9 protein-coding genes are annotated in these 13,349 nt (G+C 26.6%); 8 read left to right on the forward strand and 1 reads right to left on the reverse strand.

What is annotated here, in order from left to right:
- Positions 1 to 159 precede the first annotated feature (159 nt).
- The 4 genes from AB0T67_RS12075 to AB0T67_RS12090 all read left to right on the forward strand — a co-directional run bounded on the left by AB0T67_RS12075 (position 160) and on the right by AB0T67_RS12090 (position 6,110).
- Positions 160 to 1,056, forward strand: a complete 897-nt coding sequence (locus AB0T67_RS12075) for a nucleotidyltransferase domain-containing protein (RefSeq protein ID WP_369220523.1) — start codon at positions 160 to 162, stop codon at positions 1,054 to 1,056.
- Positions 1,057 to 1,172: 116 nt separating this feature from the next.
- Positions 1,173 to 1,658, forward strand: a complete 486-nt coding sequence (locus AB0T67_RS12080; protein WP_455432252.1) for a Cap15 family cyclic dinucleotide receptor domain-containing protein — start codon at positions 1,173 to 1,175, stop codon at positions 1,656 to 1,658.
- 151 nt (positions 1,659 to 1,809) lie between these two features.
- Positions 1,810 to 2,697, forward strand: a complete 888-nt coding sequence (locus tag AB0T67_RS12085) for a hypothetical protein (protein ID WP_369220525.1) — start codon at positions 1,810 to 1,812, stop codon at positions 2,695 to 2,697.
- Positions 2,698 to 3,449: 752 nt separating this feature from the next.
- Positions 3,450 to 6,110: a tetratricopeptide repeat protein gene (locus AB0T67_RS12090; RefSeq protein ID WP_369220526.1), complete on the forward strand. Its 2,661-nt coding sequence runs from the start codon at positions 3,450 to 3,452 to the stop codon at positions 6,108 to 6,110.
- 552 nt (positions 6,111 to 6,662) lie between these two features.
- Here AB0T67_RS12090 and AB0T67_RS12095 read toward each other — a convergent pair.
- Positions 6,663 to 7,115 (reverse strand): Panacea domain-containing protein, encoded by a 453-nt coding sequence (locus tag AB0T67_RS12095; RefSeq protein WP_369220527.1) that lies wholly within the window; start codon positions 7,113 to 7,115, stop codon positions 6,663 to 6,665.
- Between the two features lie 358 nt (positions 7,116 to 7,473).
- Between AB0T67_RS12095 and AB0T67_RS12100 the strand changes: the two genes are divergently transcribed.
- The 4 genes from AB0T67_RS12100 to AB0T67_RS12115 all read left to right on the forward strand — a co-directional run bounded on the left by AB0T67_RS12100 (position 7,474) and on the right by AB0T67_RS12115 (position 13,059).
- On the forward strand, positions 7,474 to 8,478 hold the full coding sequence (locus tag AB0T67_RS12100) for an IS30 family transposase (protein WP_369218598.1): 1,005 nt from the start codon (positions 7,474 to 7,476) through the stop codon (positions 8,476 to 8,478).
- A 39-nt stretch (positions 8,479 to 8,517) separates the two neighbouring features.
- Positions 8,518 to 9,804, forward strand: coding sequence for a hypothetical protein (locus AB0T67_RS12105; protein WP_369220528.1), 1,287 nt, complete (start codon positions 8,518 to 8,520; stop codon positions 9,802 to 9,804).
- A 1,270-nt stretch (positions 9,805 to 11,074) separates the two neighbouring features.
- Positions 11,075 to 12,316 carry a hypothetical protein gene (locus tag AB0T67_RS12110; RefSeq protein WP_232118762.1) on the forward strand — a complete coding sequence of 414 codons (1,242 nt, stop codon included), beginning with the start codon at positions 11,075 to 11,077 and terminating at the stop codon, positions 12,314 to 12,316.
- 161 nt (positions 12,317 to 12,477) lie between these two features.
- A complete protein-coding gene (locus tag AB0T67_RS12115; protein ID WP_271230361.1) occupies positions 12,478 to 13,059 on the forward strand; it encodes a hypothetical protein in 582 nt (193 codons plus the stop codon).
- The last annotated feature ends 290 nt before the right edge of the window (positions 13,060 to 13,349 follow it).

Consider the following 13,349-nt stretch of genomic DNA (forward strand, 5'->3'; position numbering starts at 1 on the left):
TTTGCAACAACATATATAATTTATTGCTAGTGCTTATCTACTTACGAAAATCCTTAGGGATTTTCTATTCCGTTTTTATTTAATATATTTAGAACTTGAAACACGCAACAAACCATATATAAAACCGTTAGGCAACATTTGAAAGAACATCAGAACTAAATGACAAAATTTACAGAAGAACAATTAAAAAGATTTACACGTCCACCAAGTACTACTGAAGAAAACAAGCTCAAGAATTCAGAAAAAATGGTTCGTGATGCGATTAGTTCTGATGAGAAACTAAAAGAAAAATCAACAGAAACTTTCGGACAAGGTTCCTATGCGAACAATACTAATGTCCGTTTGAATAGCGACATAGATATTAACGTCAGGTACACAGGTGGATTTTATTTCAATCTACCAAAAAATAAAGAAGAAGAAGATGTTGGAATTGACAAACTTCCATCACCAGAATACTCATATAGTGAGTTTAAAGATGATGTAGAAAATGCATTAATTAATAAGTTTGGAAAAGAATTTATAGAACGAAATGATAAATGCATAACAGTTTTACCTAATACTAATCGAGTAATTACAGATGTTGTACCAACTTGGAATTTTAGACAATATTATAAAAACAATTCATACAACCTCGGAACAAGGTTTGAATCAGATAAAGGTAAAACTATAACAAATTTCCCAAAACAACATATTACTAATGGAATTAAGAAAAACAAAGATACTTCTAGAAGGTACAAGCGTTTAGTTCGTTTACATCGTCAATTGAGATATAAAATGATTGATGACGGAGAAGATGTAAGCGACAATATATCATCATTTTTATTAGAATGTTTAGTTTGGAATGTTCCTAATAAAAAGATTGATAACTATGACAATTGGAATGACCGATTAAAAGAATCTATAGCTTATATTTTTAACAACACGATTAAGAAATCTGATTGCGAAGAATGGGGAGAAGTTTCAGAACTTTTTTATCTTTTCCATAGTGGCAGAAAATGGTCATATTCTGACGTAAACGAATATATGGACACTCTTTGGAACTATTTAGAATATTAATAATTTAAGATATGATAAAATATAACATAAGAATTTATGCTTTCACTATAATAGGCTTCGCTTTCTTTATTTATGGAATTATATTTTTAATTACCCAAAATTTAGAAAGTATTAATTTGACCAAAGCTTTGAGTCATATCTCTACCGCTATTTCTATTAACATCATAATTTGGTTAATATTCATAAAATGGTTGTGGAAATGTAAAATTTTCTATCCTTGGCTAGTACCATTTCCAAATTTATCAGGAGAATGGGAAGGAGCTTTATTGTCAAACTATAAAGACAAAAGTCTTGCCCCAATAACAACAGAAGTAAAAATAGAACAAAATTTTTTCAATATTCAAATCAGAATTAAAACTGGAGAAAGTACGAGTTACAGTACAGGAGCATCTTTCGATATAGACACAGAAAGAGGTCTTCAAAGACTTTTTTATTCTTATCAAAATACACCTAAACGAAGTGTTAGAGAAAGAAGTGAAATACATTACGGAACAACTTTATTGACTTTTGATGGATTTAAAATTTCGGAAATGGAAGGAGAATATTGGACATCTAGAGAAACTACAGGAGAAATCAAATTGAAGAGAAAAAACATTGCCTAACACCGTATATAATTTATTGCTTAGTGCTAGCCTACTTACGAAAATCCTTAGGGGATTTTCTATTCCGTTTTTATTTACTAAATTAGTTGCTTGAAATACGCAACAAACCATATACAAAAACGTTGCCATTAATTAAAAACCGAAACTCCGAATGAAAAATTTATTGACAATATTATTCTTTTTTGTATTATCAACTTTATTTTCTCAAAACGAAAAATTATTTGACCGTTTACAAGCAATTGAGAATAATGGCTTGACATTCTATGAAGTAGATGGAATTAATATTTCAAGTCAAACATTGAATTATAAATTTACAGATAAAAAACTGAAGAAAATTTATAGAAAATATTCAATAAAAAAGACAGACAAAAAAACAATTGACACTACTTTAAAATATAAAAATTATTATATTAGTAAAACTGATTTAATAACTGAAAATTTAACACAAAATAGTTCCTACTATTTTTTAGAAAGTAAGGACAAAAGAACAACTATAATTCAATTTGGCTCAATCAATAAGAAAGAAAAAGTGTTTGAAAGAAAAATGGTTGAATTAATAATGGAAAATAAAATCCCACGGAAATGTTATAATTCATTAGTAATTGATAATATTAACTTTGCAGGTAGAAAAATAAAATTAGGGAATAATTGCCAATGGCAAAATGTGAATAACGTTCAATGTCCTTATAATGGACAAATGAATTGGTCTGTTCATAAAGACTTAAAAGATGCAGAAAATACAGTTGAACAACAATTTGAAATAACAAAATCTAAAAAAAGCGGAAAAGTTATTTCAGAAGAAATAATTGAAATTGAATTTGAAGGAAATGAAACTAAAGCGAAAAAAGTTATTTATGACTTTACTGGAATAACTTCTGTTTTAGCAAATATGTCTGGAGGAAAAACTTTAACAATTTATTATATTGCATCTGAAGTAAGAGATAATTATGTTAGTTGTGTTTTGAGTTTTTGGAATAATGATACTATAACAAAAAATGGACTTGCTCCATTATTAGAAGAAGTTATGAAATTAAAATAATAACTAATGGCAACACTGTATATAATTTATTGCTAGCTTCTTGCCTACTTACGAAAGTCCTTTCGGACTTTCTTGGTTGGTAATTATTTACTAAATTAGTTGCTTGAAACACGCAACAAACCATATACAAACACGTTGTATTTAATGGCGGAATTTCCTCAGAAATTCCTAATCTGTATTTTATAAAATAAAAATTAAGCGGACACAAACTCTAGACAAAAAAGTGAAAACTACTTCTACTCTAGTAAAATAAAAATTTGAAACGTGAAAAAATCAGCGCAGAAAAAATTATTTTAAGAAAATAGCGAATACAAGTAGAAACGTAAAAAATTCAGGAAATCGGCGGAATTAAGCTCTGAAGCGCAAAAAATTGTTAATATTAAAAAGTAATTATGAAAATCCTTAAATAAATTGAAAATTAAACGTTTAATAAAATTAATGAATTGAAAGTTGAAACGTAAGAAAATCAGCGGAGTTAAACTCTGAAATAAAAAAGCTCATTAAAACGAAAATGAAATTATAAATAAATTTAAAAATTTGAATTTCTAATAAAATTAATGAACTAAAATGAAAAAACCACTAAATACAACAACGTATATAATTTATTGCTAGTTTTTAAATTTTTATGAAAAGCTTTTTTTAAATTTTACATTTCGCTTTTTTTTACTAAATTAGTTGCTCGAAATACGCAACAAATAATATACAAAAACGTTAGCCACAATTAGAAAAAAAAACGAAATCTGAATTAAAATATGTCAAAAATAACAGAAGTAAGATTAACTTTAGCTGCTCTAATTTATGGATTAGAAATTGATTTAAAATCAACAATAAATCGATTTATAGTTCCATATTATTCAGATTTAACTTTTTTTAAAAATACAGAACTTGAAGAAAAAGTTATTTCAAGATATCAAAAAGATAATCCAGGCTCTGACATTTTAAACAATATTGATGAGGCTATTGATTTTTTAGATTTCCACGATACATTCACTATTTTAAATAAAAATAATTCCTTTTTAACAAAAGAAGCTAGTGCATATCTGAAGAGTATTTTTAATGAATTATCTGAAATAACTCCTATTAGAAATAGAGTAATGCATACTAGACCGCTACTGGGAGGTGATTTTTCTATAATTTACGATTTTGTTTCTAAAATAAAAAAGACATCTCCTATTGAATGGAATATAACATTAGAAACAAGAGAAAAAATTGAAAAAGACCCTACCTATGTTCTAACTTTAACTATACCATCAATCGAAAGAGAAAATTTAGAAAAAAAAGTTATTCATAATTTACCCAGACCAGATTTTGATGAAACTGGTTTTATTGGTAGAAAAAATGATGTTGAAGATATAAAAAAACTAATTTTCAGTAATTCGGTTGTAAGTATTATTGGTGACGGTGGAATAGGGAAAACAGCCTTAGCTTTGAAAATTGCATATGACATAGTTGATATGGGAGAAAATAGCCCATTTGAACTAATTATTTGGACATCTGCAAAAACAACTATGTTAACATCAAAAGGTATTGAAGAAATTCATAATACAATAACTAACTATACTGGGTTAATTGATTTAATTTCTGAAACATTAGAAGTTGAAAAATCTCAAAATAAACTTGAGGAAATACTTGAATATTTAAGTCTATTCAAAACTCTAATAATCATAGATAATCTAGAAACAATTCAAAGTGAAGAGGTAATAAATTTTATCCGTGAAGCTCAAATGAAGAGTACAATTTTAATAACTTCTAGGATTGGTTTAGGAGAGTTAGAATATCGTAGAAAATTAAAAGGCTTTTCAGAAAATGAATCAACTAGATTAATCCGAGAAATTGCAAAAATTCGTAATAGTGACACTTTAATTAACTTACCTCAAAAAACGTTAATTGACATATCTTCAAAATTATATTATAATCCACTAGCAATTAAATGGTTTGTGAGCACTGTTGAAGCGGGAATTTCACCTTCAGAGGTTCTTAGTAACAAAAATGACCTATTAAATTTTTGCCTAACAAATGTATATCATAAACTGAGTGACGGAGCAAAAAATATTTTAGATACAATTAGAGCAGCCAGAAAAAGTTTGCGTACCGCAGAAATAATATATTTAGCCGAAATTGAACCAATACTAGTACGACAATATCTACTTGAACTTTTCAGAACGACACTTGTAAGCAGTGAAATAAATGACAGAGAAAATATCGAAGACACTAGCTATTACATATCGGATTTCGCAAAAGATTTCTTGACAAAAACTCATCCTATAGAAATTAATTATGTAAAATCCATTTCTAGAAAAATAAGAGAGCTAACAAATTCCACAGCACAACTAAAGAAAATAAACTCTTATAATGAATTTGATATTAATGCTATTTCTTATAAAGATTCAAATGAAAAAATAGCTGCTAAATTTTTAACAGAAGCTTTAGCCTTATCTTGGAAAAAAGATTTTCCAAATGCACTTAGAAAAGTTGAAGAAGCACGTAATATAATTCCGAGTTATTTTGAAACTTATCGTGTTGGTGCATTTATTAAAGCTACTGAAGGCAATGTTTTAGGTGCTGATGACGACTATCAATTAGGACTAGAAGTTGCTCCCAATAGTCCAAAATTACTCTTTTTTTATTCTCAATTCTTACTTTTTCAAATGGACGATTGTGATAATTCACTTGTTTATGCTGACAAATTATTTAAGTTAAAACCTGAACATCCTATTATAACATTTTTATTCGTTCGTATCTATAACACAAAAAGAGAATATAACAAAGGAGTTCATAAAATAAAACTCCTATTAGACACAGAATTAGATTCCAAAAATGAACGTGTAGCATATACTGAACTTATCTCTCTCTATAATCATATGGGACAAAGTTTTTCAAGAATTGAGCAAGATTATGAAAATGCACTAAATCATTTTAAAAAATCAATTTCAGTTTATGAAGAATGCTACAATAAAAATATTTTAGACCCTAAAATGATTAAGAACTTTTGTGAGACACTTTTAGCGTGCTTTCAACAAATCCCGGTTTTATCAGAAGAATCAGACAAAGACTATTTTAAAGAATTAATTATAAAAAATAATTCAAAAATAGGACTAACACAATTAAAACATAAAATTATACATAGGTTTTCAGATAAATTTGATGACTTTTCTTTAAATTATTTATTAGATGATTCTACACCAAATTCTAATGAAAGAATTATGGGAATAATCTCAAGAAGTAAGAATAACATAAGTAAACCTTTTGTATTTATCGAATCTGAAAGTAAACGACATTATGCTAATATGATTGACTTCATAGATATTAATAATCGTAGTGAATGGAAAAAAATTGAGAATGGTCAACTAGTGAGTTTTGAATTAGGACAAAACTTTGAAGGAGAATGTGCGAAAAATATAAAAATAGAATAACTGTGGCTAACACCGTATATAATTTATTGCTAGTACTCGCCTACTTACGAAAATCCTTAGGGGATTTTCTATTCCGCTTTTATTTACTAAATTAGTTGCTAGAAATACGCAACAAATAATATACAAAAACGTTGGCAATAATATTAAGTACGTAATTTAAAATTCAACCAGTAGCGTATTAACTTTTGTCAAATTAGCTTGTTTTTGGAAACAATCCTTTTAATATTATAATCATCATTCCTATAATATTTAACGTTGTAGTAGTTAATAATGTAATTAACACATTTTCCGTTATGTGGTATTTATGATGGTTGCCAATAAGTATGTATATTACCGACAGTAACCATAAAAATATTATTGTAATAAATAAATACGTTGTATTTCTTCTTAATTCTGTATTACTTGTAATACGAGCTACATTAGCTGCCTCTCTAATAGATTCATTTACGACTTTCTCCTCTTCTTTTGCTTTTGAATCTTGACGATTTAATCTCTCTTTTCGTTATTTAAACCTTTCGCAAGTAAATCAAAATCAATAGCCATAAAGAATTATTAATTAGTTAGTTTCGGATAATAATGTTTTAATATCATCTCATCGGTTATAACATTATTCATCATAGGAATATAAGACTCATCCCATGGAGTCCCATCTGAATGGGTCATTGCGCTAAGCTCAACACCTGTGTACTGTCCGTATTTACCCCAAATCTTATCTAAGAATAAAGATATTTCATTTGTTATTACTTCTTCATTATAAGTTGGTAATTTAGATTGAACTTCTAACTTACCGTTTTTCTTCAATCTATCATATAAGCTACTAAATACAGGCCCGTACTTCCATGCTTGGGGCTTTTCGTTTAAAAGACTTAATTCTCCTTTTGAAAGTGCTAAGTACCAACTATAAGATAAATAGGTTAATTTAATTATTTTCATAGGTGTTAACTTCCCTAAACTAGATTTCTCTTGAATAAAATAATTCGCGATTGTTGTAGGTTCGTAAGCCATAGTATTGAATTTTGAATAAGTAAAGACATATATAATATATCTTTTACACAAAAATACGAAAAACAACACTACTACAACCAATAAAAACACTAAAACCTCCATTTTATAATATTTTTCAATCTAAAAACACGATTTCAAAAACGTGAAATAATACTATTGCCAACACCATATATAATTTATTGCTAATGCTAGCCTACTTACGAAAATCCTTAGGGGATTTTCTATTCCGTTTTTTTTAATATATTTAGAACTTGAAACACGCAACAAACCATATGTAAAACCGTTAGGCATAATAAAAAAATGGATAGGCTCCATTCAATAACTTAACGCAACAAATCTAAAATTATAGATTTGTAAAATGGAAATAAAAAAGCATAGACGTTTAACTCTAAAAGAAAGAGTTATTATTCAGACTCTTTTAAATGAAAAAAAGTCTAAATCTTATATCGCTAAAACATTAAAAAGAGCACGTTCAACAATCTTTAGAGAAGTCTCTAAATGGGTACAAAATAAAGAAGATAAATATGATGCTGAATTAGCACATTGGAACGCTAAAGATGATTATGCGAACAAAAGAAACCTTGATAAAATAAGCACCTATTCCCTACTCAAATTTTTTGTTTATAAAGGACTTTTATCTAACTGGACTCCTGAACAAATTTCAGGAAGACTCAAAGAGTTATATCCAAACAACCCAATAATGTCTATTTCACATGAAGCTATCTATAGACACATTTACACCAGACCACAAGCTAGTTTAAATAAAAAATTAATAAAACTTCTAGTTCGTAAAAAAACAAGGCGGAGACCTCATAAAAAAAAACGTGGTGGTGGCTCTAAAATAATCAATCAAGTTAGTATTGACAACAGACCTAAGCATATTGAACTTAGAGATGAAGTTGGACATTGGGAAGGTGACTTAATCATTGGAAAAGACCATAAAAGTGCTATCGGAACAATTGTTGAACGCAAAACAAGGTTCACTTTAATCATCAAACTAAAATCGAAAAAAGCGATGGAAGTTGCCAATCAGTTTAGTAAAATATTGAATAAATTAAATCCTATTTATAAAAAATCAATGACATATGACAACGGAATTGAAATGGCAAGGCATCAAAAAATAACACAAAAAACAGGTATGAAAATTTACTTTGCACATCCATATTCTTCGTGGGAAAGAGGCACCAATGAAAACACAAATGGACTCATTAGACGATATCTGCCTAAGGGTACTAATTTTAATGAAATTAGCCAAAATCAACTACAAATTATTCAACAAAAATTAAACAATAGACCTCGGAAAATTATAGCGTACAAAACTCCTAAAGAAATGATGGATATTGAAATAAAAAACATAGCTTAGTACCATCAAAAATTAACAACGCTTTGTTGCGTTAGAACATTGAATCCAAGTAGCAACCCAAAAGGAATTGAAGGAGAGAATTTTGTAAATAATATTGCAAATAATAATTTTTTAGAATATTGGTGCTATCCTAGTCCTAAAGATGAAAAAGGAGATAAAAAAGAAATTTGTGACTTACTTATAATATTTCAAAACATATTAATTATAGTATCTGTTAAAAACTACGATTTTAAAGGTGATTATGACAGATACTTTAATAAGACTATTGAGAAAGCTCTTAAACAAATTCAAGGAGCAGAAAGAAAACTATTTAGTACAAAAGAAACCTATTTTAAACATCCTAAAAAAGAAATAGAATTATTTAAAAAAAATAAATACTCTAAAATATTTAGAATAATAGTTAACTTAGGAAGTGGACTTAAATTTTATCACCCTTCAGCTTACACTAAATCTAATCATCATGTTACAATTATGGATAGATCGACTTGGTCTTCTATAGTAAATGAAATGAATACAATTATAGATTTTACAAATTATTTGACAGAAAGAGAAAATCTTCTTAAGCAAAAAAATGTACTAATGCTTACTTGTGCAGATAATGAATTGGATGTAGAAATTTTTTCAAAAGTTAATGAATACCTTGATGAAACAATAAGACAAAATAAAAAACAAGTTTATATTTCTGGAAATGAATTAGATCTCTTAGCTTCTTATATAAAAAATTCAAATAGTTATTCTGATGAATTAAAAAGTAATGAGTTTCAAGGAATGTTTTTTGACATAAATAATGTATGGAAAAATTTTATATCAACTCCAGAATATTTATTAAAGAAACATAATGATAGAGAGAGTTTTTTTATCGATAACTTTGTAATTGAAGAAATTGGCTACAGGAATGAATTAAAGGGATTAGCTGAAAAATTAATGTCGTTATCTAGGTTTAAACGAAGAATTGTTTCTAAGCATTTTTTTAAATTTTACAAGAAGTATAAAAATAGTTCAAATAATTATTTAGCTAGAGTTTTTACAGATGTTTATAAATATGGTTTTATTTTTGTAAAATATCCTAAAAACCTGAGAGGAGAACAATTGAATAATATATTACTATTGGCAATTGAAAGTTTCGCAGTTCATACAAAATATTTGAAAAAGGATTTTATTCTTATTGCATATTGTGAAGACTTTAAAGATTTAAGGTATTGTAATTATGAATTATTAAATTCATTCTCTAAAAAAGAAGAAGAAGAAATAATGAAAAATGCCAAATCATTAGGTTGGTTTTCAGATTCATTTAAATATAGAGATATAAATGAAAAAGAATACTAAAAAACTATGCCTAACACCGTATATAATTTATTGCTAGTTCTAACCTATTTACGAAAATCCTTAGGGGATTTTCTATTCCGCTTTTATTTACTATATTTAATGCTCGAAATACGCAACAAATAATATACAAAAACGTTGCAAATAATCGCGGAATTTCAGCCTGAAATTCCTAATTAGTGATTTATCTTTTCTAGAAATTAATATTGAATAATATTACGCTGGAAAAATTGAAAATTACTGCTACTCTATTTTTAGAAAATAAATCCTAAAAAAGAGAAAAAACAGAATTGAATGCTGAAAAATGAAGCGTGAATAAATAAGCGGAAATTAATTAGGGCGGAGTTTTAAGCTGAAACGTGAAAAAAGGCAGAATTGAACGCTGAAAATAAAGCGTGAATAAATAGGCGGAAATTAATTAAGGCGGAGTTTTAAGCTGAAACGTGAAAAAAGGCAGAATTGAACGCTGAAAATAAAGCGTGAATAAATAGGCGGAAATTAATTAAGGCGGAGTTTTAAGCTGAAATGTAAAAAAGAAAGAGAAATAAAACGGAAAAATTGAAAATTAAGAAATGAGAAATTTAGTTAGAAAATCACTATTTGCAACAACATATATAATTTATTGCTAGTACTTATCTACTTACGAAAATCCTTAGGGGATTTTCTATTCCGTTTTTATTTAATATATTTAGAACTTGAAATACGCAACAAACCATATATAAAACCGTTGCAAGTAATGGCGGAATTTCCTCAGAAATTCCTAATTGGTGATTTATCTTTTATAGTAATATTAAAAAACATTTAGCTGAAAAAATTGAAAATGACTTCTACTCTATTTTTAGAAAATGAATCGTAAAAAATGAGAAAAGACAGAATTTAACTCTGAAAAATGAATCGTGAATAAATAAGCGGAAATAAAATAATATGGAGTTTTAAGCTGAAACGTGAAAAAAGAGCAAAAAAACAGAATTTAACTCTGAAAATAAATCGTGAATAAATACGCGGAATTTTAAGCTCAAAACGTGAAAAAAAATGAAATATAAAATCTTAAAAATAATTCAAATAGAAAATTAAGAAATGAAAAATATAGTTAGAAAATCACTACTTGCAACACCGTATATAATTTATTGCTAGTTTTTTTTTAAATTAAGAATATCATTTTTTAAATTTTATATTTCACTTTTATTAACTAAATTAGTTGCTCGAAAACGCAACAAATCATATACAAAAACGTTGTAGTACATTGAATTGAAGAAAAAGAAAAACTATAAAAATGAGCATTGTAAAAAGAGTACGAATAAATCAATATGATAAATCTGATAAAGGAATTTTATTGACAGAAGCTTTTAAATTAGTAGAAGACTTTGAACTTAAAGAAGAATTAATAAATCAATTTGATATAGATTTAAACAAAGATGTCTTTTTAAATATAAAAGGAGCTAAAACATTAGTTGATTCTATTTTAAATTTAGAAAAGAAGGTTAAAAAATTTGACATTGATACTGATATAAAAAACATTCACATAAGTAAGTTTAGTGAAAAAAATCAAATTCAAGTCGAAGTTTTTAATATCTCAGATTCTGATATTTCACAAAATTTAAAAAATATCAAATCTGATAGGATTTCTGCTATTTCAGCTTATTCAGTAAGAAATGATTTACTCGATGGTTTTTATAAAGCTGATAAATTTTTCAGTAACTTAAATAAAAAGAAGTTCAACGATTTAATTCAATTAAATATTGAAAAATTAGAAGAATTGAATAAAAATAGTTCTGAAAAAAGAAAATTAAGATATGTTGAAAGTAAAGATGAAAAATTATATTTAAGAGCAATAACATCTACTAATGTTTACAAAGATTATAACATAGCCTTTTCTGTTTTTATAACACTTTATCAATTGAATATTTTGAAAAGTTATGGACATAGCTTTGAAGTAGAACATTTTAGTTTTGATGAATCTGAAATATCAGTCATATTCAGAGAAATTAACAATGAAAAAAATATTAATGATGAAGTATTCCTTTCTTTTGCTATAGAATTAACAAATAGTGAAATTAAAAGTAAAGCTGTAAAATTAAATGGAAATTTTATTATTCAAACAAAAGACCATTCTATATACACTAAAAATGATATTAAAACAACAATACTGAGTATTGGTCATGGTAACACCATAAAAAAAGCGAAAGAATATATTAAAAATTTACCTGATAATATTAATGAATATATATTTGATTCTATTGATAACTATATGAGTATTGGGAAAATAAAAAATTTCAATGATATTCAAACTTACCTTTTAAATAGATTACAAAGGTCTAATAGCCCTGAAGTAAAAAAGTATAATCCTGAATTTCAAAGGACTTTAAAAGGTCAAATAAAATCATTAGTAGAATTGCTTGAAAAGATTAATAAATTAGAAAATCTTATTAAAGATGAAGATATAAAGGTTCTTGAATTTTTACGTGAAAAAATATATCAATCAATGATTAGTAAAGGAAATAACACTAAAATTTAGTTCAAAAAACGTACTACAACACCGTATATAATTTATTGCTAGTTCTAGCCTACCTACGAAAATCCTTAGGGGATTTTCTATTCCGTTTTTATTTACTAAATTTAGTGCTTCAAAAACGCAACAAACCATATACAAAACGTTAGCTTTAATATGCTAAAAAAATGAAACTAAGACAAAAACGAGGAGAAAAAATTAAAGAGTTTGAATTAATAAATAATGAATTATTCATCAAAGAAAAAAGTCTTTTAAACTCAAAAGAATGGTCTGTAAATATTGAGAATATTGCTCATCACAAAACAATTGAAACTTACTCTAAAAAAGGAGTTAATATTATTGGAATGGTATTTATTCTCATTCCAATTTTATCATGGATTGGATTATATATTGAAGGAAATCCTAATGGAGAAAAAGACGGAATTATTTGGGCTGGAATTTTCATGCTCATTATAGGAATTATTACTTTAAAAGCTCCAATGAATAATACTTTGACTATTAATACAACTCATGGAAATTTAATTTTTTATTTAGACTATCCATCAAAAAAAGAGGTTGAAGAATTTTCTTCAATTTTAATTGAAAAGTCTAAAAAGGTTTTAGTTGAAAAATATTCTAGAGTGGATTTTGATATTCCTGAAGAAACTTTTATAGAACAAATAAATTGGTTACTGAATAATAACTTAATTGACATCAACTTATATAATGAAAAGAAAAATGAATACAAAATAAATAGATTAATCAAGTAAATACTAAAGCTAACAACGTATATAATTTATTGCTAGTACAAGCCTACTTACGAAAATCCTTAGGGGATTTTCTATTCCGCTTTTATTTACTAAATTAGTTGCTCGAAATACGCAACAAATAATATACAAAAACGTTGTAATTAATGGCGGAATTTCAGCCTGAAATTCCTAATTAGTGATTTATCTTTTCTAGAAATTAATATTGAATAATATTACGCTGGAAAAATTGAAAATGACTGCTACTCTATTTTTAGAAAGTAAATCCTAAAAAAGAGAAAAAACAGAATTAA

The organism is Tenacibaculum salmonis (assembly GCF_041053065.1).
GTDB classification, from domain to species: domain Bacteria; phylum Bacteroidota; class Bacteroidia; order Flavobacteriales; family Flavobacteriaceae; genus Polaribacter; species Polaribacter pacificus_A.

What these genes read in the sequence shown, in the direction of transcription:
- AB0T67_RS12090 (WP_369220526.1), top strand. Translation starts at nt 3,450, where the DNA reads ATGTCAAAAATAACAGAAGTAAGATTAACTTTAGCTGCTCTAATTTAT.
- AB0T67_RS12085 (WP_369220525.1), top strand. Translation starts at nt 1,810, where the DNA reads ATGAAAAATTTATTGACAATATTATTCTTTTTTGTATTATCAACTTTA.
- AB0T67_RS12115 (WP_271230361.1), top strand. Translation starts at nt 12,478, where the DNA reads ATGAAACTAAGACAAAAACGAGGAGAAAAAATTAAAGAGTTTGAATTA.
- AB0T67_RS12100 (WP_369218598.1), top strand. Translation starts at nt 7,474, where the DNA reads ATGGAAATAAAAAAGCATAGACGTTTAACTCTAAAAGAAAGAGTTATT.
- AB0T67_RS12075 (WP_369220523.1), top strand. Translation starts at nt 160, where the DNA reads ATGACAAAATTTACAGAAGAACAATTAAAAAGATTTACACGTCCACCA.
- AB0T67_RS12095 (WP_369220527.1), bottom strand. Translation starts at nt 7,115, where the DNA reads ATGGCTTACGAACCTACAACAATCGCGAATTATTTTATTCAAGAGAAA.
- AB0T67_RS12110 (WP_232118762.1), top strand. Translation starts at nt 11,075, where the DNA reads ATGAGCATTGTAAAAAGAGTACGAATAAATCAATATGATAAATCTGAT.